Annotated in this window: 24 protein-coding genes and 2 pseudogenes; 7 read left to right on the top strand and 19 right to left on the bottom strand. The window is 63.6% G+C overall.

What is annotated here, in order from left to right; genetic code table 11:
* Positions 1-93: 93 nt before the first annotated feature.
* The 9 genes and pseudogenes from BST14_RS12355 to BST14_RS12315 form a co-directional block, all read right to left on the bottom strand.
* Positions 94-225: pseudogene (locus BST14_RS12355) on the bottom strand (NAD(P)-binding protein); the annotation flags it as partial.
* Entirely contained in the window at positions 222-950 is a 729-nt protein-coding gene (locus BST14_RS12350) for an SDR family NAD(P)-dependent oxidoreductase (RefSeq protein ID WP_062888156.1), read from the bottom strand. The gene BST14_RS12350 and the pseudogene BST14_RS12355, both read right to left, overlap by 4 nt.
* Positions 947-1,348 (bottom strand): nuclear transport factor 2 family protein, encoded by a 402-nt coding sequence (locus BST14_RS12345; protein WP_062888158.1) that lies wholly within the window; start codon positions 1,346-1,348, stop codon positions 947-949. The genes BST14_RS12350 and BST14_RS12345 overlap by 4 nt, the downstream gene beginning before the upstream one ends.
* The gene (locus tag BST14_RS12340; RefSeq protein WP_062888160.1) at positions 1,345-2,103 is read right to left on the bottom strand and encodes an HpcH/HpaI aldolase family protein; all 759 of its coding nucleotides are present in this window, start codon (positions 2,101-2,103) and stop codon (positions 1,345-1,347) included. Before BST14_RS12340 ends, BST14_RS12345 begins: the two co-directional genes overlap by 4 nt.
* 7 nt (positions 2,104-2,110) lie before the next feature.
* The gene (locus BST14_RS12335; RefSeq protein WP_062888162.1) at positions 2,111-3,079 is read right to left on the bottom strand and encodes a zinc-binding dehydrogenase; all 969 of its coding nucleotides are present in this window, start codon (positions 3,077-3,079) and stop codon (positions 2,111-2,113) included.
* A 1-nt stretch (position 3,080) separates the two neighbouring features.
* Positions 3,081-4,256 carry a cytochrome P450 gene (locus tag BST14_RS12330; RefSeq protein WP_062888172.1) on the bottom strand — a complete coding sequence of 392 codons (1,176 nt, stop codon included), beginning with the start codon at positions 4,254-4,256 and terminating at the stop codon, positions 3,081-3,083.
* Between the two features lie 62 nt (positions 4,257-4,318).
* Positions 4,319-5,023 carry a hypothetical protein gene (locus tag BST14_RS12325; protein ID WP_062888164.1) on the bottom strand — a complete coding sequence of 235 codons (705 nt, stop codon included), beginning with the start codon at positions 5,021-5,023 and terminating at the stop codon, positions 4,319-4,321.
* A 3-nt stretch (positions 5,024-5,026) separates the two neighbouring features.
* Positions 5,027-5,587: a hypothetical protein gene (locus BST14_RS12320; RefSeq protein WP_062888166.1), complete on the bottom strand. Its 561-nt coding sequence runs from the start codon at positions 5,585-5,587 to the stop codon at positions 5,027-5,029.
* Between the two features lie 157 nt (positions 5,588-5,744).
* Positions 5,745-6,923, bottom strand: a complete 1,179-nt coding sequence (locus tag BST14_RS12315) for a CaiB/BaiF CoA transferase family protein (protein WP_083064759.1) — start codon at positions 6,921-6,923, stop codon at positions 5,745-5,747.
* A gap of 96 nt (positions 6,924-7,019) precedes the next feature.
* On the opposite strand from BST14_RS12315, the gene BST14_RS12310 reads away from it, so the two are divergent.
* On the top strand, positions 7,020-7,706 hold the full coding sequence (locus BST14_RS12310) for a DUF427 domain-containing protein (RefSeq protein WP_083064758.1): 687 nt from the start codon (positions 7,020-7,022) through the stop codon (positions 7,704-7,706).
* Here BST14_RS12310 and BST14_RS12305 read toward each other — a convergent pair.
* The 3 genes from BST14_RS12305 to BST14_RS12295 are packed head-to-tail and all read right to left on the bottom strand — an operon-like array spanning position 7,690 to position 10,705.
* The gene (locus tag BST14_RS12305) at positions 7,690-8,871 is read right to left on the bottom strand and encodes an acyl-CoA dehydrogenase family protein (protein WP_083064757.1); all 1,182 of its coding nucleotides are present in this window, start codon (positions 8,869-8,871) and stop codon (positions 7,690-7,692) included. The genes BST14_RS12310 and BST14_RS12305 overlap by 17 nt on opposite strands.
* A gap of 18 nt (positions 8,872-8,889) precedes the next feature.
* Complete coding sequence (locus BST14_RS12300; RefSeq protein ID WP_083064756.1) at positions 8,890-9,810, bottom strand: LLM class F420-dependent oxidoreductase; 921 nt, start codon at positions 9,808-9,810, stop codon at positions 8,890-8,892.
* Positions 9,811-9,814: 4 nt separating this feature from the next.
* Positions 9,815-10,705, bottom strand: coding sequence for an acyl-CoA thioesterase (locus BST14_RS12295; protein ID WP_083064755.1), 891 nt, complete (start codon positions 10,703-10,705; stop codon positions 9,815-9,817).
* A 564-nt stretch (positions 10,706-11,269) separates the two neighbouring features.
* Here BST14_RS12295 and BST14_RS31685 point away from each other — a divergent pair.
* The gene (locus BST14_RS31685) at positions 11,270-11,503 is read left to right on the top strand and encodes a hypothetical protein (protein ID WP_368731251.1); all 234 of its coding nucleotides are present in this window, start codon (positions 11,270-11,272) and stop codon (positions 11,501-11,503) included.
* 167 nt (positions 11,504-11,670) lie between these two features.
* Here BST14_RS31685 and BST14_RS12280 read toward each other — a convergent pair whose 3' ends face one another.
* Together BST14_RS12280 and BST14_RS12275 are read right to left on the bottom strand one after the other, a co-directional pair.
* Positions 11,671-12,540: an amidohydrolase family protein gene (locus BST14_RS12280; RefSeq protein WP_083064752.1), complete on the bottom strand. Its 870-nt coding sequence runs from the start codon at positions 12,538-12,540 to the stop codon at positions 11,671-11,673.
* A gap of 197 nt (positions 12,541-12,737) precedes the next feature.
* Positions 12,738-13,508, bottom strand: coding sequence for an IclR family transcriptional regulator (locus BST14_RS12275; RefSeq protein WP_083064751.1), 771 nt, complete (start codon positions 13,506-13,508; stop codon positions 12,738-12,740).
* A 495-nt stretch (positions 13,509-14,003) separates the two neighbouring features.
* On the opposite strand from BST14_RS12275, the gene BST14_RS12270 reads away from it, so the two are divergent.
* From BST14_RS12270 to BST14_RS31575, 3 genes are read left to right on the top strand one after another with little or no spacing between them, the layout of a single operon-like run.
* Positions 14,004-14,894 carry a hypothetical protein gene (locus BST14_RS12270; protein WP_211280715.1) on the top strand — a complete coding sequence of 297 codons (891 nt, stop codon included), beginning with the start codon at positions 14,004-14,006 and terminating at the stop codon, positions 14,892-14,894.
* A complete protein-coding gene (locus BST14_RS12265) occupies positions 14,891-16,099 on the top strand; it encodes a fumarylacetoacetate hydrolase family protein (RefSeq protein WP_083064749.1) in 1,209 nt (402 codons plus the stop codon). Before BST14_RS12270 ends, BST14_RS12265 begins: the two co-directional genes overlap by 4 nt.
* On the top strand, positions 16,096-16,764 hold the full coding sequence (locus BST14_RS31575; RefSeq protein WP_083064748.1) for an IclR family transcriptional regulator: 669 nt from the start codon (positions 16,096-16,098) through the stop codon (positions 16,762-16,764). Before BST14_RS12265 ends, BST14_RS31575 begins: the two co-directional genes overlap by 4 nt.
* A gap of 194 nt (positions 16,765-16,958) precedes the next feature.
* Here BST14_RS31575 and BST14_RS32640 read toward each other — a convergent pair.
* The 5 genes and pseudogenes from BST14_RS32640 to BST14_RS12240 form a co-directional block, all read right to left on the bottom strand.
* Positions 16,959-17,134 (bottom strand): annotated as a pseudogene (locus BST14_RS32640) (IS481 family transposase); the annotation flags it as partial.
* A 97-nt stretch (positions 17,135-17,231) separates the two neighbouring features.
* On the bottom strand, positions 17,232-18,437 hold the full coding sequence (hppD, locus tag BST14_RS12255; RefSeq protein WP_083064747.1) for a 4-hydroxyphenylpyruvate dioxygenase: 1,206 nt from the start codon (positions 18,435-18,437) through the stop codon (positions 17,232-17,234).
* Positions 18,438-18,500: 63 nt separating this feature from the next.
* On the bottom strand, positions 18,501-19,436 hold the full coding sequence (locus BST14_RS12250) for an NADP-dependent oxidoreductase (protein ID WP_083064746.1): 936 nt from the start codon (positions 19,434-19,436) through the stop codon (positions 18,501-18,503).
* A 105-nt stretch (positions 19,437-19,541) separates the two neighbouring features.
* Positions 19,542-20,885, bottom strand: coding sequence for a phenylacetate--CoA ligase family protein (locus BST14_RS12245; protein WP_083064745.1), 1,344 nt, complete (start codon positions 20,883-20,885; stop codon positions 19,542-19,544).
* A gap of 122 nt (positions 20,886-21,007) precedes the next feature.
* Positions 21,008-21,943 carry a LysR substrate-binding domain-containing protein gene (locus BST14_RS12240; RefSeq protein ID WP_083064744.1) on the bottom strand — a complete coding sequence of 312 codons (936 nt, stop codon included), beginning with the start codon at positions 21,941-21,943 and terminating at the stop codon, positions 21,008-21,010.
* Between the two features lie 492 nt (positions 21,944-22,435).
* On the opposite strand from BST14_RS12240, the gene BST14_RS12235 reads away from it, so the two are divergent.
* Both BST14_RS12235 and BST14_RS12230 read left to right on the top strand, forming a co-directional pair.
* Positions 22,436-22,954 carry a VOC family protein gene (locus BST14_RS12235; protein WP_083064743.1) on the top strand — a complete coding sequence of 173 codons (519 nt, stop codon included), beginning with the start codon at positions 22,436-22,438 and terminating at the stop codon, positions 22,952-22,954.
* 402 nt (positions 22,955-23,356) lie between these two features.
* A complete protein-coding gene (locus BST14_RS12230) occupies positions 23,357-24,295 on the top strand; it encodes a fumarylacetoacetate hydrolase family protein (protein ID WP_083064742.1) in 939 nt (312 codons plus the stop codon).
* The last annotated feature ends 119 nt before the right edge of the window (positions 24,296-24,414 follow it).

Genomic DNA, 24,414 nt, shown 5'->3' with positions numbered 1-24,414 from the left:
TAACGCTGTCGGGCTAATTTCTATCAAACGACAGGTTCAGCCCGCAACCTGTCCTCGGTGCGTCTCTGATAAACCGCTAGCCTCGACAATGCCGCGTCGGGTTCCCCCGCCGCCGTCTTCCCGGTCGAAGATGGCGAAGTTGTCAAACCCGGCTCGTGACAGCATGATTGCCAGCGCCAGGCCACCGGGCCCGGCGCCGATGATGCCGATCGAGGTGTCGCTCATCGAATCTGCAGGCCTTGGCCACCGTCGATGACCAGTTCGGAACCGGTGATGAACGAGGCCTCATCGGAGACCAAGAAGGCCACTGCGTCGGCGACTTCACCGGCCTCGCCGATCCGCCCGAACATCGACGCCGCGGCCAGCCGCGTCTGGGTGACCTCGTCGAGCATCGACGTGGCGATCGGTCCGGGAAATACGGCGTTGACCCGGATGCCGGCGGGTGCGAGTTCGGCCGCGACGGTCTGGGTCAGGCCGCGCAGCGCCCACTTCGATGACCCATACGCGGCGTGTTGCGGGAAGGGGCGGATGGCGCCGGTGCTGCAGATGTTGATGACGGACGCGTTCGGCGCCTCGCGGAGGTGGTCCAGCGCTGCGCGCATCCCGAGGAACGGGCCCAAACAGTTGACGCGCCAAGCGTTTTCGAATCCTTCGGCCGTCTCGTCGGCCAACGACGCCCGGTGCAGCGCGCCGGCGCAATTGACCAGCGTGCTCAACGACCCGAACCGGCCGACGACCTCCGCGACGGCGGAGTCCCACTGCGCGGGTGAGGTGACGTCGAGCTCGACGGCGAACACGCCGTCGTCGCCCGCGTCGCCGACCGCCGCGCGCAGTTCGTCGGCCCGCCGGTCGCACGCGGCGACCGAGAAGCCCCTGTCGCGAAGGCGTTTGGCGATGGCCCAGCCCTGCCCACCGGCGGCGCCGGTCACCAGTGCGACGCGTTGGTTCATGCTCGGCTCACCTCGGGGCTGTCGGCCAGTCCGGCGCTGGTGATGAAGCGGCAGCGGCGCCGCGTGAAGCGCCACCGCCCGCCGATGCGGGTCAACTCGTCGTCGTAGAGCGCGGGCCGCAGTTGCAGGTCGCCGGCGCGGACGAACAGCACCTGCGATCGTGCGGTGGCGACTTCACCGTCGACCTCGATCCGCGCGCTTCCGGTCAGGTGCAGGCCGCGGGCCGCGTCGCGGAACATTCCCGCGATCGCGTCGCGACCGGCAAAGGTCGTGCCGTAGACCAGAAATTCGCCGTCGGGCGCGAAAAGCTCGACGCAACCGTCGAAGTCGCCGGCGTCAAGCGCGAGAGCGTAGCCGGCCAGCAGCTCACGGATCAGGGCGTGGTCGTCGTGCGTCATTGCGTCGCCTCGCGCAGGTGCTCGGCGGCCCCGCGCCGCAGCGCTTGCGACTCGGCGGCCAGGGTGATCATTCCGAACCCCAACTGCGCCATGGCGTGGCCCGTCTTGCCGTCCCCGGCGTGAATGCCGGTGACCAGGCCCGCCTCGGACGCCGCCCGGTGGATGCGCTTTATCGCGTCCAACACGTCCGGGTCCCGGGTGGCACCAACGACACCGGCGCCCAGTGAGATGGCCAGATCGGCCGGGCCCACATAGATCCCGGTGAGGCCGTCGACGGCGCAGATCTCGTGGATGCCGGACAGCGCCGCCGCGGTCTCGATCATCGCGAACACGCTGACGCGCGACTCGTGGGCGGCGGGGTCGTGCCCCAGGCCGGCGCGCAGCGGGCCGAAGCTGCGCACGCCCCTGGGCGGATAGCGGACGGCGGCCACCGCCGCGGCGGCCTGATCCGCCGATTCGATCATCGCGATGACGACGGCGTCCGCGCCGGCGTCCAGCACCCGCCCGATCGGTGCGGCGTCGGCGTTGGGCAGGCGCACCACGGTTCCCACCGGGAGGTGCTCGGTGCGGCGCAATGTTTCGGCGATGCCGGCGTCATCGAGATAACCGTGTTGGGCATCGAAGCCGACGTAATCGTAGCCGGCGCGGGCGAATTCCTCGGGGCCAAGGGCCGTCGGGCCGGTAACCCAGCCGCCGAATATCGGGGTCGTGCGGCCCAGCGCCAGCTGCAGATTGCTCGGCGAAGCGTGCGTCATGGTCGGCTCATTCGGCGATCGCAATCTTGACACGTTCGGGATCCGGCCGGCAGGCCAGGTCGAAGGCGTCCTGCACCTCGTCGATGCCGAACGCGTGGGTGAGGTAGGCCCCCAACAGCCATGGGTGTTCGGCCGCGAACTTGCCCGCGAGTTCCAGCATCCGCCGGCGGTCCTGCGTCACACCGGATTTCAGCGTCAGGTTGTTGCGCAGCATCACCCGCATGTTGATCGGATACATCTCGTCGTCGGCCACGCCGAAGTAGAACACGGTGCCGCCGGGGGCGGCGGCGTCGATCGCATGGGTCAGGGTGGCGACCTGGTGCCCGACGGCCTCGATGACGACATCGGCGCGGTCGGCGGGACCGAGCTGGCTCACCCACCGGTCACTGGTGGCGCGCACCGGGTCGTCGACCCCGAACGCCGTTGCCAGATCGCGGCGGTCGATCGGATCGATCCCGGTGACGCGCCGCGCACCCACCGCCTTGGCGACGTAGGAGAACAACAGGCCGATCGAACCCTGGCCGATGATCGCGACGTGCCGGCCGGCTAGGTCGCCGAGCTGTTCGCAGGCGTATATGACACAGGCCAGGGGTTGCAGCCCCACCGCCTGGGCGGGGGTCAGCGCGGGGTCGTACGGCGCCAGCCCGTCGCCGTTGCTGACGATGCATTCCATCAAGCCGTCGAAGCCGGACGCCCAGCCGACCACATGATCGCCGGGACGGTGTGCGGGATGCCGGCTGGCGATCACCTCGCCGGCTACCTCGTGGATGGGAAAGCCGTCCTTTTCGGGGCCGCTTCGGCCGTCGTCACCCGGGATCCGGCCCTTGGCGCCGCGAAAGGCGGGCAGATCGCTGCCGCAGACGCCCGCGGCCGAAAACCGCAGCAGCACCTGTCCGTCGGCCAGGCCGTCGGGTGTCTTGTCGTGAATCGTGGTGCGCTCGAACAGGTACGGGGCGACGATCCGGTAGGACCACACGTCAGACCTGCACCGGGATGTTGTTCCAGCCCCATTGAAAGCTGGACGGCAGCCGGGTGGCGGCTTCACTGGTGATCGCGTAGTCGGGGACCCGGCGGAGCCATTCCTGTAGCAGCACAGCCACTTCCAGTCGCGCCAGGTGATATCCGATGCAGAAGTGCTGGCCCCGGCCGAACGCCAGCGAGCGGCGGATGGGCCGATCCCAGATGAATTCGTCGGGCTCGGGGTACTCGCGCTCGTCGCGGTTGGCCGACGCGAGCAGGGTGATGACGCGCTGGCCCGGCTTCAGGGTCGCGCCGTGAATCTCGTAGGGCTTGCGCACCGTTCGCGCGAACCACTGCGCCGGCGCGCAGAACCGGATCATCTCGTCGCGCGCGACGAGGACGTTGTTCTCGAGGTCGGCGCGCACGGCGGCCAGCTGGTCCGGCCAGCGGCGCAGCTCCCAGAGGCCGTGGGCGACGATCTTGGGCACCGTCTCGGTTCCCCCGATGAAGATGCACAGCATCTGGGTCGCGACTTCCACATCGTCGAGCGCGCTGTCGTCGGGCAGGCGATAGCCGAGCAGGCCATCGACGACGTCGAGCGGTCCGCCGGACGAATCGGCGCGGCGGCGCGCGACGGCGGGCAGCAGGTATTCGAAATAGTTGGGCCGCGCCTGCCCGGTGTCCACTCCTTCGCCGGGCTGGGCGAGGCTGCCGGCGTTGACCGTGGCGAGGACTCGCGGCGCGAGATCGGCTGGGATACCGCACAATTCGCAGACAATGGCGGCCACGACGATGCCGCCGTAGTCCTGGGTCAGGTCGAACGACCCGCCCGGTAACAGGGCGTCGAGGCGCTCGTTGGCCAGCGCGCGGATGCGGCCCTCGAGGTCCGTGACCGCCCGCGGCCGAAACGGCCGGGAGTGGGTCCGCCGGATCTCGCCGTACAGGTCGGCGTCGAACATGGCGTGAAACGGCAGCGGGTGCAGGGGCGGGTCGTCGACCGGGCCGCTGTTGTGTTGCGCCAGAACCGATGCCGGCGGCAGCGTCCCTTCCGAAGCGACGAAGGTCCCGTTGTTGATTTCCAGCACCGTCCAGATGTCCTCGAAACGCGACAGCGCGAAGGTGTCCCACTGCGGCATGTAGTACACCGGGTGGTGGTCGCGCAGGATCCGGTAGTACGGCAACGGGTTCGCCATCACCGCTGCGTCGAAGGGATCGTAGCTGAAGTCCTTGGCTTCCACCAAGTTTCGTTGCCTCGTCACTGCAGCGGGGATGGCGGTAGGGCCTGCAGGATGGAATCCTCCCAGCCGTCGCGCAATGCGGGGGCCACGCTCATCCAGGTGACGATCTCGGCGGGCGGGCTCTCTTTCCAGGACGGGTAGTGCTCGGCGAAGCAGTCCCAGCCGCCGTCCAGCGCCCAGTAGTGGATGACTTCGTTGTAGCGGAAGGTCGTGGTGAACGAACCGAGCCAGCGCTTACCGGTGCGCTCCGACCACGGAACGTAGAGCCGCTCCAGTTCGCGGATGTAGTCGTCCTGGCGGCCCGGTTTGGTCTGCATGATCTCTTGAATCACCAGCGGCGCGGTGAAATTGGCCTCACGCAGCTGGGCGAGCGTCTTGTTACTGGGCCCGGCGTACATGATGCGGCCCTCGCCCGAGGCGCCGATGTCGGCCAGGAATGCCGCCCACTTACCCGACGCGGCCTCGTGGCTGCCACCGCGGGCCTGCGCGGCGCCGATCCTGGCGTAATCGGCGAATCCGTCGATTTCCCAGATGATCGTCGCCTGCGGCCAATGGCCGTTGTACGGAGTGGATTCCCAGATCGCGAACAGCCGGGCGCCGAGCTGTTCCATCACCGGTTGGTAGATGTCGGTGAAGGTCTCGGTGAACCGGTCACTTCTCCCGGAGCCCAGCGAAATCGTCTCGTGCAGGTAGAGCAGCGTGTGTCGAAAATGCTTCTTCATGGCCTAGTCGAGCCGGATCAGATCTGAGTCGAAGCCAGATCCCACGTCGCACAGCAGCGCCTCGGTGGCGCCGACCGTCGGAGCCGAAATGCCCGCGGCCGCAAGCGCATAGCCCTTGAACATCCGGGCAGCACCGCTGAGCAGATGCTGCGCCCGGATGGTCGCACGGTCCACGCCCAGGGGCCACCCGTCGCCCCACAGCGCGACCTCGGTCAGCCGGTTGTCCAGCGACTCGAGCACCACGGCACGTACCCGCGCGTCGGCGGCAAACGCCTCGGCGCCAACGGCCAGGCTCGTCGAGCCCGCCCCCAGCCCGGCGAGCTCCGGCTCGAGGTCTGCTGCCCGCACCCCGAGGATCCGCAGCGAGCGGGTGTCGCAGCCACGCGGGAGCAGCACGGTCACCTCCCAACCGGCCATCGCCCGGTCGTAAAGCCAGCCGCCCGCCGATTGCACGACATCGACGGCGCTGGCCGCCACCACGTCGAGTCGATACCGCAGACCCTCGCCGTTCGCGCGGGTTGCTTTCGCAGCGCTGGTCTTCATGTCGAACGTCGGAGCGACCATCGATCCATTCCTCACCACCACCCGCCGCGGCCCGCCGGCGGATCTCACGCGCTTGTCATGGGCTTTCCCATGGGCTGAAGCCGCATCGCACCGGGCGACAAGGCTCACCGGACAGCGTGACACTTCCGGCGATACTTGTAAAGCTCCGGTCCGCCCGTCAGGAACCGCGGCGCGCTTCGAGGTCGGCCAGGACTTCCTCGGTGTGCTGCCCGAGTTCCGGTGCCGCAGAACGCGGTGCCCAGGGAGTCCCGTGGAAGTCCGCCGGCGTGGCGACCATCGGCACGGCGGCTTGTTCGTCAGTGCCGCCGGGCACATAAACGATTCCGCCCGCGGCGTGGAACTGCTCGTCGGCGACGACGTCGTCCAAAGTGTTGATCGGCGACCAGAAGAAATCCGGTTCGCCGACGAACACCTGCGCCCACTCGTCGAGCGACCGCGTCGCGAAGATTTCATCCAGCGCGGCGATCAGCGCTGCCGAGTTCGCCGCGCGGGACCGGGCATCGGCGAAGCGCGGGTCGTCGCGCCACTCGGGGCGGCCCACCGCGCGGCACAGCGCCGGCCAGTGCCGCTCGGGCTCCAGGCCGACGATCCAGAACCGCCGCCCGTCGGAGGCGGCGTAGTTGTTCATGCAGGGGTTGCCCATCGTTTCGCGCTGTCCGATCGCGATCGGCTGCCCGCTCATCAGATAGGTGTTGAGGTCGAAGCTCACGGTGTAGGCGCCCTGCCGGTACAGCGAGGTCGTCACCAGTTGGCCCGTCCCGGTGCGTTCCCGCGCGAGCAGCGCCGCGCACACCGCCGCGGCCATCGTCATCCCGGCGGAGTGGTCGCCCATGCCGCCGCGCTGAAACGGGGGCGTGTCGCCCGGCCGGGTGAGCAGGTGCGCCACCCCGGCCCGGGACCAGAAGGCGGCCACGTCGAAGGCGGCGCGGTCGGCGTCGGGCCCGGCGTCGCCGTATCCGGTAATGAGCCCGTAGACCAGGCGGGGGTTGGCCGCCGCCACCGACTCGAAGCCCAGCCCGAGACGCCGCAGCGCGCCGGGGCGCACGTTGGTCAGGAAAACGTCTGCGTCGGAAAGCAATTCGAAGGCGGTGTCGCGGCCCGCGTCGGTGCCCAGATCCAGTACGACGCTGCGCTTGGACCGGTTGTCCATCTCGAACGGTGGGTTTAGGCCCAGGTCGCAGCCCAGCATGCGGCCGAACATTCGCGCCGGATCACCCGTCGGCGGCTCGATCTTGATCACGTCGGCGCCCCAGTCCGCCAGGATGCCGCCGGCGGCCGGCCCGGCCACCCAGACCCCGAGTTCGACGACCTTGACGCCTGCTACCGGTCCCGCCATGGGTTTACCCTAAGCGCCGAGTGTGGGCCCTATGCGCAGGAACTGCCCCAATTCGGCCCATAGGCACCACGCTCGACGGCTTATAGGCTTGGACACATGACTCTGGTGGCCGGGCGGGGCCCGCTCAGCAGCGATCCCGCGGGACGCTTCTCGCCCGCGATCCCCGACGACGTCGTCTACGTCGAACCGCATCCGCGGCGGGTGCAGGCCGTCAAGGACGGGCGGGTGGTGATCGACACCGAGCGGGCGCTGATGGTGCACCGGCGGGGCCGGCCACTGAGCTATGCCTTCCCCGCCGACGACGTCGGCGACCTACCGAGCGAGCCCGAACCCGAGGCGCCCGGTTTCGTCCAGGTGCCCTGGGACGCGGTTGACACCTGGCTGGAAGAGGGGCGCAGGCTCGTGCACTACCCGCTTAACCCCTATCACCGCGTCGATTGCCGTCCGACCCAACGGCGCCTGCGCGTGCGCGTCGAGGGCACCACGCTAGTGGACACCGACGACACGGTGATCGTCTTCGAGACCGCGCTGGCCCCGCGGCTCTACGTCGATCCGGCCCACGTTCGCACCGATCTGCTGCGGCGCTCCGAGACGGAGAGCTACTGCAACTACAAGGGCTTCGCGACGTATTGGTCGTTCGCCTTGGGCGACCATGTCGTGCCGGACGTCGCCTGGAGCTACCCCGGTCCGCCGCCGGAAAGCCTGCCCATCAAGGGGTTCCTGAGTTTCGACGAGACCCGCGTCGAGGTGACGGCCGAACTGCCGGTCAGCGCCCGTAGCTAGGGCGCCCGAGCCCCAGCTCGTGCTGGGCGATCATGTTGCGGAACACCTCCATGGTGCCGCCGTAGATCCCGGCGGGCACGGCGTGCCGAAAGATGAATTCGATGGCACCGTCGTCCGCCGAACCCGTTGTGTCGGTGGGCAAAGCCGATGCCGTCCCCAGCAGGTCCATCAGTTCCTGGGATACCTCACGCATGGTTTGAATGAGCGCCACGCGCCCGTACATCCCGGGGGTCGACATGGCCGCCTCGATGCGGGCCATGCTGCGCCCCAGCCGGTATTTGACCGCCTCGTCATCGATCGGGCGCCGGCCGGCCGCATCGGATGTCGACAGGATCGCAGCGGCTCCATCGGCCGCCTCGGCCATCAGGTGGCCGTGCTCCGACAGCATCGAAATGTTCTGCAGGCCATGGTTTTGCGTCTCGGTAATGCCATGTTCGGCGTCGAGGGCAAACCGCATCACCGTCCAGCCGCCGTTGACCTCACCGATCCGGTAGAGGTCGTCGACCCGCACGTCGCTGTAATACACGATGTTGGTGCGGTCACCGTCGAGCGTGCGGATGCCCTGGATCTCGATGCCTTCCGAATCCAGCGGCACCAGGAACATGGTGAGGTTTCTGTGTTTTGGTCCCTGCGGATCGGTGTTGGTGAGCAGGAAGACGTACTGGGCGTTTTGCGCGTTCGAGGTGAACATCTTGGAGCCGTTGATGACCCAGCTCGATCCGTCCGCGTCGCGCACGGCCCGGGTCTTGCAGGTGGCGACGTCGGAACCGCCCTCGGGCTCGGTGTAGCCCAGGCAGAGCCGGATCTGCCCGGACAGCACGCCCGGCAAAATCGCGTCGGCGAGTTCGGGCGCCCCGAATTGCTTGACCAACCGCGCGACGACCGCCGTCGTGCCCCAGTGAAACCACGGGGTGTGGGCACGACCGATCTCGAGGTGGAAGATTCGCCGGCGCACCGGATCGAAACCGCCTTCGGACTCCAGCTTCCAATCCAAGGTCAGATAACCCGCGTCGCCCAACGCCAAATGCACGGGCTCACTGAAGTTTTCACCGGTCTCACGGTCACGCCGCCGCACTTCATCGGTGACGTGTTCAGTGATGAACTCCCGGAACTGATCATAGAAGTCTTGATCCTCGGGCGAGAGCACCACGCGAGAGAAGTCCATCTGACGCCTTCAGTCCGACTAGGCCGCGTCGACGACAAGGGTGCGGAACCGGTCGAGCGTTTCGAGCGCGTGCGTCATGCTGTCACCGGGCAGGTGAATGCTGACCCACGTCACGCCCAGCTTCGCCAGTTTGTCCAAGCCCTCGAGGTAGGCGTCGGCGTTGAAGTCGTCGGCTGCGGGGCTGCCGCCCTCGAAGTTGGTGAACGTGATGTCGACCGCCGACCAATCCCGCTGCGCCGCATCGCATCTGCGCCGCAGATCGTCGATGCCGTCGGCAAGCTTCTGCACGGAGTCGATGACGGCCGTGCCGGCCGTTTGGGCCAGCTGTGGCGGCGCGGGGAATGGGCACCACCCGTCGCCGTACTGCGCCACCCGCTGCCGTGACGACGACGTGTTTCCCCCGATCCAGATCGGCGGGTGCGGATCGCTGACCGGGCGGGGATGTGCGGTGATGCCGCGCGCGCTGAAATGCTTGCCCTCAAAGGAGATATCGTCGCCGGTCCAGATGGCCCGGATCACCTGCAGCGACTCCTCGAACAGCTCGGCACGCTCGTCGTAGCTCACCCCCAGCGCCGCGAACTCGCGCTTGAGATAACCCACACCCACCGCGAGCGTGAACCGCCCACCGGAGAGCAGATCCAGCGTGGCGCCGGACTTGGCCACCACGAACGGGTTCCGGTACGGCAGCACCACGATGTTGGGAATCAGCCGCAGCGTGGACGTCGTCGCCGCCGCGAAACCCAAAGCAACAAAAGGATCCAACGCGTCGTGCCCGCCGGCCTGAAGCCACCGCTGCGAGGGCGCCGGATGGTCGGTGAAGCCGAAACCGTGAATCCCGGCCGCCTCGGTCGCGGCGGCCACCTTGCCGATCCCGTCCCCACTCACCAGCTCCGGGTTGTACGGATGGCTGTGCATCGGGTGGGTGATGGTGAAGCGCATGGCCTTAGAACCGTGCGCGGGAGTCGATCGCCGTGTCGCTGGTGCGCAACGGTCGGATCAGCGCTTCCTGGGCGAACGAGGCCAGCAGTTCGCCCTCTTCGGCGTGCACTGTCCCGCGCACATACGACATGCCCGCGCCGACCTGCGTGCTCTCGTGGGTGTAGAGCAGCCACCCGGTCCAGTCCACCGGTTCGTGGAAGGCGACCGAGATGCTCATCGGCGCGGTGGACACGGTCAGATGCGCCTGGGCGGTGCCGATGCCCTCGTGCGCCCGCATGGTGGTGGAGATCCCGAGATGGCCGGTGAAGTATGCCAGCAGCGCCTTGGCCAACTCGTCGCGGGTCGGGATCGGGTCGTAGTGCAGCCACGCATAGAGCTCCGGCGGGCCGACCTCGTCGGGACTGTTGACGTCGACGACGTCGACGAGGCGCAGCTCGCGGCCGACCATCGGCATCGGCGAGTGATGCGCGTCCGCCGGGGCGGCGACGTCGGGGCGCGGCAGGTGGTGGCGGATCACGTCGTCGGTGGGGACGTCGGCCAGCACTGTGATGCTCAGGCAGCGCCGGCCGTTCTGATGCACGGCGACCACAGCGGTGGCCGTGGAGCGGCCCTCGGCCACGACGTCGAGAACCAGTTCGATGGGCGGGCCAACGGTGACCGCGCGCGAGAAGACCGCGTGCGCCGAGCGCACCGACTTGTCGGGGAAGCGCTTCGCCACCGCGACGATCGCCTGCGCGAGCACCTGGGTGCCCTCCACCACCTGGCGTTCGTCGCCCACCGCGATGCCGGTCTCGCCGGTGAACCGGTCGTCCCCGTCGGCCTGCACGTCAAACAAGTCCAGCAGGCCCTGCACGGTCCACTCGGTCTGCGCGGATTCCTCAGACGCCTTCGTCAATCCCGTTCACCTCTCGCGCTCGCAGCTCAGCGCCCAGCGTGACACTTTGAGCGGGATTTGTAAAGCTGTGCTAATAAGATCGCGGCGCGGGCCGATCCGGCCAAGATCGAGGGGAACTCGCAAATTGCGCACGAGGCGTTGATCGTCCCAGAGAACAACGATGCCGACACCGTCCTCGCCGACACTTTGCCCGCGGATTCGCTCAACAGCAACGGAATCTCCGCCACAGCGAGCCCGCCTAGCGCCGCGCCAACCATAGCTGAACAAGCTAAGCCGAAATCGATACAGCGGCTGCCCCGCCGAACCGACTTCCCACTGGCTGAAATGACTCGCTTATTGCCGCCCTTACGAGGGTGGCATTCCTGATCGGGCATTAACTGTTTCGGCGCTCGCAACCCCTCGCAGTCCACCGCACCTCCCGTTCGGCCCTCGCAGTCCGGCGGGCCTTCCTTGCGCTTGTCGCAGTTGGAGCTGCCATTCGTAGGGTAAGAGAATCATCAGGCCCGACAGCGTAGCCGGGACATCGCAGGCGATGTATTTGTCACCGACTTCATCAACGACCGGGTGCTCAATTGCCTGCGGGGTCGACCACCGCGGTTCGACTCCCGTCAGCAGCTTGGGCAACCGCCGGAGCGAACTCTTGTGGGAGCGCTCCCTTGTGGAGCTGGCGGTGTGGCGGTTAACACGGACGGCAATGTCTACGTCGCCGACTTCAACAACAACCGGGTGCTGAAGTTAGCGGCGGGGGCAACCGCCCCCGCCGAGCCACCGGTGAGGGCTCGCCTTCGGTACCCATGAAGTCGCCCTCTTGGAGGACAACGATTCTCGCGTCAGCTTCGCGTCCCTTCGTCTGGTAGAGATTCATATCCCGCCTATCAAATCGACCTGATGCGCTCGCCGGGCTTTGCTGCGGATAGATGCTGGCCGCACAACGCACTACGCGAGGTAGCGCGGTTTCAACGTACTTAGGCCTGCTGCAGTCGCAATATCCGGGCGGCGTTATCTTTTAGGATTTTCGGCAGTACGGCAGGCTTGATGTCTAGGCCTGAGAAGTCGCCCAGCCAACGGTCGGGGGTGATAAGAGGATAGTCCGACCCGAAAAGAACCTTGTCTTGTAACAGCGAGTTGGCATAACGAACGAGCTGCGGCGGGAAATATTTCGGCGACCACCCAGAGAGATCGATGTAGACATTGGGTTTGTGGGTCGCGATGGCGAGTGCCTCGTCCTGCCAGGGAAATGACGGGTGGGCCATGATAATCGTCAAATCAGGGAACGTCACAGCCACGCTGTCGAGAAGCATCGGGTTCGACAACGCGAGTCGAATACCCCCGCCGCCTCTCATGTTGGCGCCGATTCCCGTTTGGCCGGTGTGAAACACGGCGGGAATCCCATACTCTTGCGCGACCTCGAGCAACGGGTCGGCGCTGCCGTCGTCCGGGGAAAAATTCTGCAGACTCGGATGAAACTTAATTCCACGCACGCCGTGTTGCTCGATCAGTCTCCTTAGTCGGCGTGCTCCGGCGCGGCCCTTAGCGGGGTCGATGCTGGCGAACGCGAGGAGAACGTCTGGATTTTTCGCGGCGGCATCGGCAATTTCCTCATTGGACAGCGCGGGATGACCGGTGAACGACTCGATGTCCACGCTGAAAATCACCGCGCCGATCTCGCGTTGCCGGTAATAATCGGCGATCTCGTCAATGGAGGGCTTGTAGCGATCGGCGGCAAAGTAAGCCGTCGAGGCTTCGACAAACTCACCCGGCAACGAAAGGTGCCCGCAACCGTCACGTTCCACGTGCACATGCACATCGATCGCAGTCAATTTGGTAACATCCATTCCCATCTGCGACCTCCTCAGATATCGATCGCCGGCGCGGGCCGGTACCAAACTCACATCTGGCCTGACGTGACGTCGTTAGCGTGTGCCGCCCACCGTGGAGCGACCCTAGAGATTCGGGCCATTGCAGTCATAGCCAAAGACGGTGCGACACGGTTGCAAGAGCCACAATGCGGTTTCCATTCAATGGAAATCGATCAGGGGATTTCAACACCCCGGCTCGGCCTCGCTATCGCGCGGTGGATACCCAGCGCGGCTGCCTGCAACGCAGGGATTCGGCTAGACTCATGCCCGTCGGTCGGGACGATTACCGAGAGCGCTGCAACAACGCGATCACGCGAATCACGCACTGGCACAGCGATCCCGGTGGCAGCGGGGTGAATAAACCCGCGGCAGCATGCTACACCGGTGTAGCGCGCTTGAGCCAGAAAGCGACGGAGTTCGCCTGGCTCGCCAATGGTGTGGTTCGTATACACAGTCAGCGGGCTCGCCATGATACGGTTTTGCACCGCCGCCGGCGCGTGTGCTAGCAAAATCAGACCAGACGATGATGCGCATAGCGGAAGGCGGCCCGCGATGCGTGTGAGATTGATGACGGCTACAGGAGCGCTTAACCGTTCCAAAAACAGCACCTCGTCGCCCTCGCGCACCCCGAGTTGTACATGATGTCCAACTACTGCGTGCAGGTCCTGCATAAACGGCATCGCAGCGTCGCGCAGGCTTCGGGTGGGCGAAGCACGTGTCCCTAGCTCCCAGAGGCGCAAGCCAATTCGTATCTGATGCGTGGCATCGCGCCGTAGTAGACCGTGCTGAGCCATCTCATCTACTAGTCGCGATGCAGTGGACAACGGCAGGTTGGCTCTAGTAGCAACCTCGGTGACCGTGACGGTCATCGTATCGGAATCAAACACCTCCAAAATTCGCACGACGCGCTCCAGCACCGATTCCCCTGTCGCAGAACGTGCCATGTATGGACGGTCCCATACCGCACTCCGCCTTACACCGCGTTTGACCTGAACTGGTTGCCCATATTCCGTCCAGCGGAACCCATTGAACTGGCCATGATCGCTTGACCGGCATCGCGCTGTCACACGAGGGTTGCGAGCCAAATGCGATCGTGTTCATCGCGGAGATGCACGGCATGGCGAATGCTGACCGCATGTTCATTAGACGATCACCAGCTAAACCCCGCCGTACGAAGAAGTGCTCAGGCTGCGGCCATTCCACGTCCCACGGCATCGAGGGGCCCGACCAAACGCGCCGCGTTCGCGCTTCGAGGAGAGCACTGAGCCAACCGATGCGCTTGCCGTGCGGTCTTCGCGGCGGATAGGAACCGCCACCTCTCGCGGCCCGTCGGCACCAAGGCGGTTCGGATGAACTGCGCGGGAAGACCGCCCTTTCGCCAGTTCGTCCGATATTTAGACATATTTGTGCGATTTCCGGATAAGCGTTACGGTGTAGATGTGCAGCCAACCGCGAAGATTGCGCCATCTGACCTGTTCACAAGGGTGCCGGCCCTATTTAAGCGCCTGATCGATGATGCAGCGTTGTTCCCGCCTGGGAATGCCACCATGCAGGATGCCGTGCGCGAACATCTCCAGGTCAAGGCGAGACGGTACGCGGACATTACCGGCCTTTTTCTCTGCCCCGCAGACCGCGTTGAAGAACTAGTCCAGGAACTCGCGGCTATGGCCCCTGCCAGTCCTATTGAGCTTTCGTTGGTGGTCGACGCCGACCTCAGCGGGTTTCGCGATGCGTTAGCGTTGCTGCGCTCCCACCGCGCATTGGCTCGCTTGCAGATGGTCGAGATGGCGGCACCCACCGCGATGGATTCGTCCTGGCTCGTTGACGCGGGACAAGTGATACCCGTCGGTGTGGTTAAAGTTGTTGAGCCGCAACGGCCTCCTGGCGATCTTGCGCGGGAACAGTCTGAATGGTTACACAGTGTGCGGCGTGTGGCCGAGCACGGCTACTGGCCGAAACTACGTTGCGGCGGACTCACGGCGGACGCTTTTCCCTCCAATGATCAGGTCGCCGAATTCCTCCGCGTGACGTGTGCACTTCAGGTTCCATTCAAAGCAACAGCTGGTCTGCATCATGCAGCGCACTACACCGACCGTGGAACCGGCTTTAGCCATCATGGGTTTTTGAATCTGCTCCTGGCCGTAGCGCAGACGTTGCGTGGACAAAGCCCACTTGCGGCTCTGAGCAATACGGATGGCCGCTCCCTTGCCCTAGAAGCCAAAGCAATGTCTGATCAACTTACAAATGCGGTGCGCGCCCGAATGGCCTCATATGGGTCCTGCTCGTTGGCCGAGCCACTGGCAGATCTCACTGATCTCGGACTCCTATGACCACCTGGATCGACGACCCAGAGTTCGTAAACGACCGCCCGTTCGGTCCACAGACCCTTCCTTACGGCGTCGTACGGCACTCCGGCGGAACGGGCGTCGCGGTGCGGGTTGGTCAACACGCTATGCCGCTTCGCCCACTGGCGAAATCACTAGGACCGCGACTTGCAGCGCTAGCTGACGCCATATCGCTGGACCCCCTGTTGGCCACTGGCAAGGAGGTTTGGGATGAATTGCGCGAACGGCTCATCGACATTGTGAGTCACCCGGCCGCGCCCGCAGGCGCTGAGTTGATACCCCTGACTCACACCCGTGCACTGCTGCCGTTCACAATCCGCGATTACGTCGACTTCTACTCGTCACAGCACCACGCCAAAAATGTCGGAAGTATCTTCCGGCCAGACCAGCCGCCGCTGCTGCCAAATTGGACTCACTTACCCGTTGGCTACCATGGCCGTTCGGGCACCATCGTTGTTTCTGGCAGCGACATCAAACGACCTCATGGCCAACGCAAAACGGCTACGGACCCCCTGCCGACGTTCGGTCCCAGCTGCCGACTCGATATCGAAGCAGAAGTTGGTTTCGTGTGCGGCGGCGCCGTTGCCACGCACATAGCAACGCGAAGTTTCGATGAACATGTTTTCGGCGTGGCCCTAATGAATGATTGGTCTGCGCGTGACATCCAGTCTTGGGAATACGTGCCTCTTGGCCCGTTTCTCGGCAAATCCTTTGCCACGTCTATCAGCGGTTGGATTACCCCGCTGTCGGCGCTTTTAGCCGCGCGATGCAGCCCGCCGCCGCCCGAACATCCGCTGCTGCCGTACCTGTGCGAGGTCAATCCTTGGGGTCTTAATCTGCAATTGTCGATAAAGTGGAACGGCACGCTGGTGGCGAACCCGCCATTCGGCCAGCTGGCATGGAGCCCGGCGCAGCAGCTAACTCATATGACCGCGAACGGAGCAACCGTGGGACCAGGTGATCTCTTCGCCTCCGGCACCGTGTCGGGCCCCAAGAAAACTGAGCGTGGTAGCTTTCTGGAACTCTCTTGGAACGGACAGGAGCCGATCCAACTGGATGACGGCACCACACGCACCTTCCTGGAGGACGGCGACTCAGTAGTAATTTCGGCGTCCGCTCCCGGAGATGCTGGTTCACTGATCGGGTTGGCCGAGGTGGAGGGCCGAGTGGTCGAAGCGAAGTATCCATGATCGACTTAGCCCAACGCCGGCCACGACACGGCAACCGCTCGAAAGACGCCTCATTGATGCTCGAACGGGGGTTGGTATTGCTGAATGCGATTGCTAACCACGAAGAAGGGGCACCCACGATAAGCCAACTCGCGTCGGAGACCGGCATCAGTCGGGCAACGGTGTACCGGTTGTTGGGTCCCTTGCAAGATGAGGGTTTCGTACGCAGAGATGGTCCCGGAGTTCGGTTGGGACTTGGCTTGATGAGGCTGGCTAGCAAGGTGTTGCCTCACCTGCGTGCCATCACCACGCCAACACTGCGCAACTTGGCCGAGCGCGTAGGAGCCACCGCACACCTGACCGTTGCAGACGGGTCAGAGGCGCAGGCGGTTGTCGTTGTTGAGCCGTCGCAGACGACGTTTCACGTGGCCTACCGGGTCGGCTCACGGCATCCACTCGACCGGGGCGCTGCCGGTCACGCGATGTCGCTCCCACCGGGCGGGCAGGCGTGGGCAACGTCGGCTGGTGAGCTGGAACCTGGAGCTTACGGCGTTGCCGCCCCGGTACATGGCGTTACGTCACTGCGGGCGAGTGTGGGGGTCATCGCTCTTTCATCGTTCGATACCGACGTAATAGGCCCCCTCGTCCTCCACGCTGCCGCTGAGATTTCGAAGGCTCTTAATTGATTCGACAACCCTGTGACGGTCTCTCCATTTCGCTTCCTGGTACCAGCCACGGGTTGCATGCGGCCGAAGCGCTCGCAGAGCGCAACCACATGGGTCTTTAGGAGCCACTGTCAAGGCGCGCTGGTCCGGCCGGTCGTCGGCGCTGGCTTTTGTTGTGGCACAGGTCTATACGTCTGCGCCCATGAACGCGCGCGCTGGCTAACTAATACCTTGCCGTTATCGGCCAGAAGCAGCTCGGGTACCCCGTAGCCGGCCGGGCGCGCGTAATCCGTTGTAGACCGCACGGGGCCATCGACCGCGCACACGCACATCCGCGAGTGTCGTCGATCAGGGCTTTGGCGCTGGTGTCATCGGCGAGCGGGAACCGCCCACGATGTCATACACTTTACCCAGAAGACAAAAGTGTCAAGTACAGCCGACGTTCATACAAGAGCCACTTCCATGCGCGGTACCGTCATTTCGTATCGTTAGAAGTTGCCTCGCCTAGCCTGTTCACGTTCAATCGCCTCGAATAGCGCCTTGAAGTTTCCCTTGCCGAACCCCAGCGAGCCATGCCGTTCTATGAATTCAAAGAACACCGTCGGTCGATCTCCGATCGGCTTAGTGAAAATCTGCAGCAGGTAGCCGTCCTCGTCGCGATCGACGTTGATCTTCCTTGCTTGGAGCTCCTCGATCGGCACTCGGACCTCTCCAATGCGCGACCGTAGGGCCGGATCGGTGTAATAGGTGTCAGGCATGTCGAGGAATTCAATCCCGCGAGCTTTGAGGGTGTCCACGGTGGAGAGAATATTGTTGGTTGCCAGAGCGATGTGCTGGACCCCCGGACCTCCGTAAAACTGAAGATATTCGTCGATCTGTGAGCGTTTTTTACCGACCGCTGGTTCATTGATCGGGAGCTTAACACGGTGATTCCCGTTAGTAACCACTTTGCTCATGAGCGCGGAGTATTCGGTGGCGATATCGTCGCCGATAAACTCCTGCATATTGGTGAATCCCATCACCCGATTGTAGAAATCGACCCAGGTGTTCATTGCCCCTAACTCGACATTGCCGACTACGTGGTCTATTGCTTGAAACAATCGCCTGGGGGTCGACGCGTGCCGTTCGGTTGGGCGAGCGATCCCGACGTAACCCGGCAGGTAAGGCCCGTGGTAGCGGGATCGGTCAACCAGTGTGTGGATCGTGTCGCCGTAGGTCGCTATCGCCGCAGAGCGGACGGTGCCGTGTTCGTCGCTGCTGTCGTAGGGTTCGATAACGACAGTGGCACCCTCGGCGCGTGCATGAGCGACACACCCGTCAACGTCGGGCACCTCAAGTGAGATATCGGCGATTCCATCACCGTGGCGGCGGTGGTGTTCTGCAAGCTGGCTGTCGGCGGTTACAGCGCCGGTAAGCACAAAACGTGCTGCGCCACTACGGAGTACGTACCCGACCTGGTGACGACTGCCGGTCTCCGGCCCGCGGTAGGCGACGAGGTCCATGCCGTAGACGGCTTGAAACAGAGTAGCTGCCTGCTTCGCGTTGCCGACAATCCACACGAGCGCATCCCAGCCGATCACCGGAAACCGATCGGCCGATCCATCGTATTCGACGAGGCCGACGAGTTGTCGAAGTTGATCGCCGTCGAGCCCGGCGGTGCGTTCCTCACTGGTCAATATCTGATCTGTGCCCATGACGTAACTCCTAATTGGTGAGGTAAAACGTGGATGCCGATTTTTGTTGTGGCGCATACTGATTCATCTCAGCGCGACCGCTAGCTTGCCGGTTTTGCCGCTCGCGAAGTCTGACAAAGCCTCGCCAAGTTCGTCGAACTGGTAGGTCCGCGTAGCCGGCACACGGAAATTGCCGCGGTTGAATTCGGCAGCAAGCCATTGCAGCAACTGCCGGTCAGGCTGAGCCGTCACCGACTGAATATCGATGTCGCGCCTGCGCATCTGCATCGGTTCAATGTGCATGGGCGATGCGAGAACTCCGCCCTCCACGATCAGCTCAGCAAGCTCGACAGCATCACCGGCAAGGTGCACGACAGCGTCGACCCCACTGGGCCGCAACTTTTTTACTCGGGCACTCATATCATCGCGATAATCGACAGCCGTCTCGGCGCCCAATTCGCGCACCATGTCCGCTCCGGCCTCGGATGCGGCGGTGGCGATTACGCGCGCGCCGCGAGCTGCGAGCATCTGCACCACGAAGACTCCGACGCCGCCAGTCGCACCACTAACCAACACGCTGCCCTCAGCGTCCTCGCCGATGGAGTCCACGGCAACCGCCGCCGTCGACCCAGCCAGACCGAGCACCCCGGCTACGTCTAGGGACAGTCCTTCGGGCACGGTGGCCACTCCGAACGAGGCAGACGTTATCGCGTATTCGGCGAAACCCCCTCCGTCAGTGAGGCGCGGCCTGACAACCACTCCGAAAACCCGGTCGCCGACCTGGAATTCGTCGACGCCTTTGCCCAGTTTGGTCACCGTGCCAGCGAAGTCCTTACCGAGTACCACGGGGAACTCGTGCGGGTACATCGTCTTTAGCCAGCCCGCCACGAGCATGCTGTCGAAACTGTTGACCGAAGATGCCTGGACATGGATTTGGATCTCGCCCGTTTGCGGCATCGGCACAGGCATTTCGGCAAGCCGAGGCGGCACCCCGAAGTCATCAAGGACGAATGCGCGCATTCAACTGCTCCTAAATCCCAGACGTGCGCTTTGCAAATGCTTTTCCGGACGACTACTTTCGGCTCACTTCGGCCGGCAAACCCACTTTGCCGCTGCCGGAAGCGATCACCGCACATACGTCAGCGCATTCTTGTACGTTTGCGCCGCAACTGTGCCTGGCGGCAGGCACTCGACTGCGATTCGTACCCGCAGTGTTTGGTGCACGGCGCTCTCGATTCGATGTCGCAATGCCTCCGCGTCCGTGTCGTCGAGCGCTCGGCGGAGCTGGACTTCGACCGGGATTGGCTCATCGAAACGAACCTGTTCGTGTCGCTCCTTGCGCACACGCGTCAAGCCGTCCAGGTATTCACCGCCGATAGCGAGCGCAATTTCGCGGATGGCCGACGGAAAAACGTTCATCGCCTTATAGATCAGCATGTCGTCGGTACGGCCGATGCAGCGGATGCGTGGAGTTGCTCTGCCGCAGCGGCATCGGGTCCCCAGCACGCGAATATGATCGCCGGACCGGTAGCGCAACACCGGGGTCGCCTCGCGAGTCAAAGTGGTATAAAGCAATTCCCCTTCTGCGCCCTCGCTCCAGGGGACTGGCTCTGCGGTGGCTGGATCGATGAGCTCCGCGAGCACGTCGGGACCGCCAATGAAGTGCATCCCCGCGCCCTCCTGGCATTCACTCCATATGCCGGGCAATACATCACAAAGGCCCATGATCTCGCTGACCCGTTGGGCGCCCCAGCTGTCCTGAATGGCTGCTCGCGTTCCTGGTTCGCCGACACCAGGCTCACCTCCGGTAACGATTGTGCGAACGCCTACAGAAGACGCCGGCCGGCCAAGGTGTTCGTCCACCCTGGCAGCAAAAAAGTTCGCAAACGAGACCGTCGCGACTAGCGCATTCACTTGCAGGTTTGCCAGGGTAGAAACCATCCGAGGGGTCGGTTGACCCCCCAACCACACCAAAGTTGCTCCAACAGCGCGAATCCCGTCCGCGTAGGGCAGTCCGCCAGCAACCATGGGCATACCCGTCGATAGCGCCGCGACCGATCCGGCGCGCAGACCTGCAGTGAAAAACATCGCTGCCGCCGAGTCGAGCCATGACTCCTTATCGGCCTTCGTGAGTCCGAAATAAACGGGTTGGCCGGTGGTGCCCGACGAAGACAAGATCTGAACGATGCGATTAGCGGAGACGGCCTGCTGCCGGCCCAAGATCAATCCAGGCTGCTTAGTCTCTTGACCGCGGCGCAAATCATCCTTGCCGGTCATAGGAAGTTCGGACAGCGCGCTCAGCGAGGCCACCCGATCGGGTTCTACCCCGGAAAGGGCGTCGGCATACAGGAGCGACTCGTTGCGCAGACGCAGCAGCAGTGAAGGCAGCTGTTTCGCCTGCCAGCGTTGGGTTTCCTCCCAGGGCCGGCACTCGAACTCATGGTCCCAAAAGCGCGCTGAATCCGTCATATGATCCTTTCTTCCGGCGACCGACCAGGGACGCCAGACAGCAGCTCTCCCTTGTTCATAGTGTTCTGCTGGGGGACCGTATAAGTAAAGAAGAACAAATAGATGTAACTGTTGAGTTAATCTCAACTTGCGCCCGGCGCGTGGGCCCCCATCGCGCCCAAATACCGATGACAGAAATTCGCAAACGCCTCAGCTCGGTGTGTTAGCCGCGAGTTGGCGTGCCGCACAAGTTGGACCTGCACAGCGTCGACGTCATCTTCGATCTCGCAGGCGGCAAATGGTCGACCCACGTAACTTATCCTGGCGGCCGAGCGTTGCAGAAGCACTGAATATCCCGCGCCGCTGGCGACTAACGCTCGCACGGCCTCGACACTGGCTGTCTTCATTCGGACATTAGGCGTCACGCCCGCGCGCGCGAATATTGATCGGAAGAGCTCCTCGCTGGGCGGCATATCCAGCATCACCATCGGCTCGTCTGCCAAATCGGAGAGCCGCACCGCGGTGCGGTTGGCCATTCGGTGGCTGATATCAAGCACCACATGAGGCCGAATGGAGTACAGCGTGCGCGCCTCCAAATCGGGCCCCAATGCGATGTCATACATTAAGGCCACCTCGCAGGTGCCGTTGCGCAACAGTTCATGCAAATCGGCGACCGAGCCTTCGACAAAGTCGATTCTTATGCCCGGCTCCGCCTTGCCGAACGCTTCCAACATCATGGGGATCAGGTACGGGGTCAACGTCGAGTAGCAGCCAACGACTAAACGTCCGCTAAGTTCTTGCCCGAGGTTACGCGCCGTGACCTGAAGTTCGTCAGCCTGCTGCAACAGCCGGCGCGCATCAGTTAAGACGCGCCGTCCGGCGTCGGTAAGCGTCAACCCTTTCGACCGTTGCCGTAGGAACAGCTGAACGTCGAGGATGCGCTCAAGCTGCGTGACGGCCAGCGAAATCGCCGATTGGGAAATTAGGCAGTGCTCGGCTGCCGCAGCCATCGTCCCCTGTTCCGAGACGGCGACAAAGTATTCCAACTGACGCAGGGAAACGCGCAGCAATGCAGACACAACCGGAGCGTATCAGCCACATCAGAAAAACTCATGACCACAGTCGCCCTGATTTGCTATCTTGAGTGCAGCGCCGCTTGCGTCTCACGCCATTTCAACGACAGACGCGAAGCAAGATCAAATCGCAGAAAACATCGGCGCAGCGGCGAATACAGTCAACACCAGCCTGATGAGGGGCCGCGCGGATCGGGAGGCAGTTCGATGCTGACGGGCGCTTGCACGACCATCATGCTTGTCCCTCTCGTTATGCATAAACGCCGGACGACTCTAGACACAGTCGCACTCCCCCCGCCGCCATCAGTAGCAACGCACGACCAGCTCGCCGCCGTCATTGGAGCCAAACTGGCCGACCGTGGGACAGGCTCGATTCTGCCGGCGGCGGCACCGAACTCCACGTACCGACAGGTCCAAAGAGTCTTGGGACTACGTCGCCGCGTGGTGACGCGGAAGACCTCGGCGCCCTATATCCACCGCCAAAGATCGGAGACTGATATGCAATCCCCAAGCAAGCTCTCACATATTGTCTTGCAGACCAACAGGGTTCGCGAGATGCGCGATTGGTACACCAACGTGCTCGCCGCCAAGGTGGCCTTCGAAAACGACGCCCTGTGCTTTCTGTCCTACGACGACGAGCACCACCGGATCGGCCTGGTGTCATTCGGCGATTACACCGAACGCAGTGACGACGCCCTCGGGCTACATCACGTGTCTTTCACCTACGCGTCTCTGGCGGCTTTATTGGAGAACTTCGAACGACTCGCTGCAGAAGATATCCAGCCGGTGATGAAAATCAATCACGGACCCACCATCTCGTTGTATTACTGCGACCCCGATCGCAACCGCGTGGAACTGCAGGTCGACGTCTTCGCCAGTAACGAAGAAGTCAACGCGTTCATAAACGGGCCGATCTATCAAACCAATCCGATCGGAACCGAGTTCGATCCGGCGGAGATGCTCGCGAACTTGAGAGCCGGCGTGTCAGTGGCCGAGCTCGTTCAGCGCACGGAATAGCAGCCGTGGCAACGCTTTACGGTTTGGGGGGCGAAAGCGCTGAAGCTCCCAAGTCACGCAGACACAGCGCGAAGCCGCCATCGGAGCTCGGTCACGACTTCCATTGACAACGAACGCGTGCGGCCCGATTACGCGACAAGCCGTCGGCGCGCTGGATATTCACCATCGAGCAGGCCGCATGCAGAGCAAGCCGTCCCGCATCGAAATACACAAGCGGTCGTCAAGCGACTTCCTTCCCCTGCACCCCCCGACCACGCAGGAGGCTTACGGCCACGCGTCGACACAAGAAACTACGTCGTAGAAACAATCGTGTTGGGTCACCGAACGATTCCGCAGGGGGCAAGGCAGGGTAACCCAGCGCACGGTCGAAGATCGACCAGTCTAACCCGGTGGAAGGTGAACATGAAACTTGTCAGCTTCGGTGAGCGCGGCAAAGAGCAACCCGGGGTTCTGTCGAACCAAAACATGATCATTCCCCTCAGTGCTGCAATGCAACGTTGGGGTTGCCCGGACGCCACGATGAACGACGTTCTCCGCGTGCTGGCCGACGTGCGAACGAGGATCGCCGAACTTACGGTAACTGGCGCAGATGCGATCCCTATGGACGGCGTCCGACTCGGGCCGCCCGTTCCTCATCCTGGCGCCGTCTTTGCCGTGGGCGCCAACTACCCTGCCCACTTAGCCGAACACGGCGCAGCTGAGTTGCCCACCAAGCCTATACTTTTCGCGAAGCCAACATCCTCGATAACTGGCCCCTTCGACGCTATCGAAATTCCTCACGAGACCGCGATGCTCGACTACGAGATCGAACTGGCTGTCGTGATTGGCCGCGCGGGACGGCGCATATCCGTCAACACCGCGCTGCAACATGTCGCCGGGTACATGATCGCCAATGACGTAACGGCCCGGGACGTCTTCCTTGGCGAGGCGGACAAAAATCCGTTGTACCTTCAGGTCCTGCGCGGAAAAGGATACGACACATTCTGTCCTACGGGTCCTTGGCTCGTCACGGCCGATGAAGTCGGCGATCCGCGGAACCTTCGACTGCGCCTCTCAGTCAACACCGACTTGCGCCAGGATGACGTCTGCGCCCATATGATTTTCGATGTCCCAACACTCCTCGCGTCGGTTAGCGAGTTCGTCACCCTTCGGCCCGGTGACGTCGTGCTTACCGGCAGTCCAGCGGGTGTCGGCATGAGCCGGCAACCTCCAGAGTTTCTAAAAGCGGGAGACATACTCCAACTTGAAGCCTCGGGGCTGGGGGTAATGCGAACACCAGTCATCGACGAGCCGGCGGTGTCGGTGCCTGAGGTCACAGAGCTAACACCAGGTAGAGAATAGAAAATGTCGGTGATCGTGCGCTTCGAGCGGCCCGCGTTTTCTACACTCGAAAACCGGGAGTGCAGCACCTGCTGGCACGCGCGGCAACGAGGAGTCATCTGATTCCGCCCAGCGGAATT

This window comes from Mycobacterium arosiense ATCC BAA-1401 = DSM 45069, from assembly GCF_002086125.1.
Lineage (GTDB): Bacteria > Actinomycetota > Actinomycetes > Mycobacteriales > Mycobacteriaceae > Mycobacterium > Mycobacterium arosiense.
This window is presented reverse-complemented; position numbering and strand designations above follow the sequence as displayed.

What these genes read in the sequence shown, in the direction of transcription:
- BST14_RS12280 (WP_083064752.1), bottom strand. Translation starts at nt 12,540, where the DNA reads ATGGATGTTACCAAATTGACTGCGATCGATGTGCATGTGCACGTGGAA.
- BST14_RS12325 (WP_062888164.1), bottom strand. Translation starts at nt 5,023, where the DNA reads ATGAAGAAGCATTTTCGACACACGCTGCTCTACCTGCACGAGACGATT.
- BST14_RS12300 (WP_083064756.1), bottom strand. Translation starts at nt 9,810, where the DNA reads ATGCGCTTCACCATCACCCACCCGATGCACAGCCATCCGTACAACCCG.
- BST14_RS12350 (WP_062888156.1), bottom strand. Translation starts at nt 950, where the DNA reads ATGAACCAACGCGTCGCACTGGTGACCGGCGCCGCCGGTGGGCAGGGC.
- BST14_RS12315 (WP_083064759.1), bottom strand. Translation starts at nt 6,923, where the DNA reads ATGGCGGGACCGGTAGCAGGCGTCAAGGTCGTCGAACTCGGGGTCTGG.
- BST14_RS12230 (WP_083064742.1), top strand. Translation starts at nt 23,357, where the DNA reads ATGAAACTTGTCAGCTTCGGTGAGCGCGGCAAAGAGCAACCCGGGGTT.
- BST14_RS12250 (WP_083064746.1), bottom strand. Translation starts at nt 19,436, where the DNA reads ATGCGCGCATTCGTCCTTGATGACTTCGGGGTGCCGCCTCGGCTTGCC.
- BST14_RS12275 (WP_083064751.1), bottom strand. Translation starts at nt 13,508, where the DNA reads ATGGCACGTTCTGCGACAGGGGAATCGGTGCTGGAGCGCGTCGTGCGA.
- BST14_RS12305 (WP_083064757.1), bottom strand. Translation starts at nt 8,871, where the DNA reads ATGGACTTCTCTCGCGTGGTGCTCTCGCCCGAGGATCAAGACTTCTAT.
- BST14_RS12235 (WP_083064743.1), top strand. Translation starts at nt 22,436, where the DNA reads ATGCAATCCCCAAGCAAGCTCTCACATATTGTCTTGCAGACCAACAGG.
- BST14_RS12330 (WP_062888172.1), bottom strand. Translation starts at nt 4,256, where the DNA reads ATGGCGAACCCGTTGCCGTACTACCGGATCCTGCGCGACCACCACCCG.
- hppD (WP_083064747.1), bottom strand. Translation starts at nt 18,437, where the DNA reads ATGGGCACAGATCAGATATTGACCAGTGAGGAACGCACCGCCGGGCTC.
- BST14_RS12320 (WP_062888166.1), bottom strand. Translation starts at nt 5,587, where the DNA reads ATGGTCGCTCCGACGTTCGACATGAAGACCAGCGCTGCGAAAGCAACC.
- BST14_RS12345 (WP_062888158.1), bottom strand. Translation starts at nt 1,348, where the DNA reads ATGACGCACGACGACCACGCCCTGATCCGTGAGCTGCTGGCCGGCTAC.
- BST14_RS12265 (WP_083064749.1), top strand. Translation starts at nt 14,891, where the DNA reads ATGACCACCTGGATCGACGACCCAGAGTTCGTAAACGACCGCCCGTTC.
- BST14_RS31575 (WP_083064748.1), top strand. Translation starts at nt 16,096, where the DNA reads ATGATCGACTTAGCCCAACGCCGGCCACGACACGGCAACCGCTCGAAA.
- BST14_RS12245 (WP_083064745.1), bottom strand. Translation starts at nt 20,885, where the DNA reads ATGACGGATTCAGCGCGCTTTTGGGACCATGAGTTCGAGTGCCGGCCC.
- BST14_RS12310 (WP_083064758.1), top strand. Translation starts at nt 7,020, where the DNA reads ATGACTCTGGTGGCCGGGCGGGGCCCGCTCAGCAGCGATCCCGCGGGA.
- BST14_RS12340 (WP_062888160.1), bottom strand. Translation starts at nt 2,103, where the DNA reads ATGACGCACGCTTCGCCGAGCAATCTGCAGCTGGCGCTGGGCCGCACG.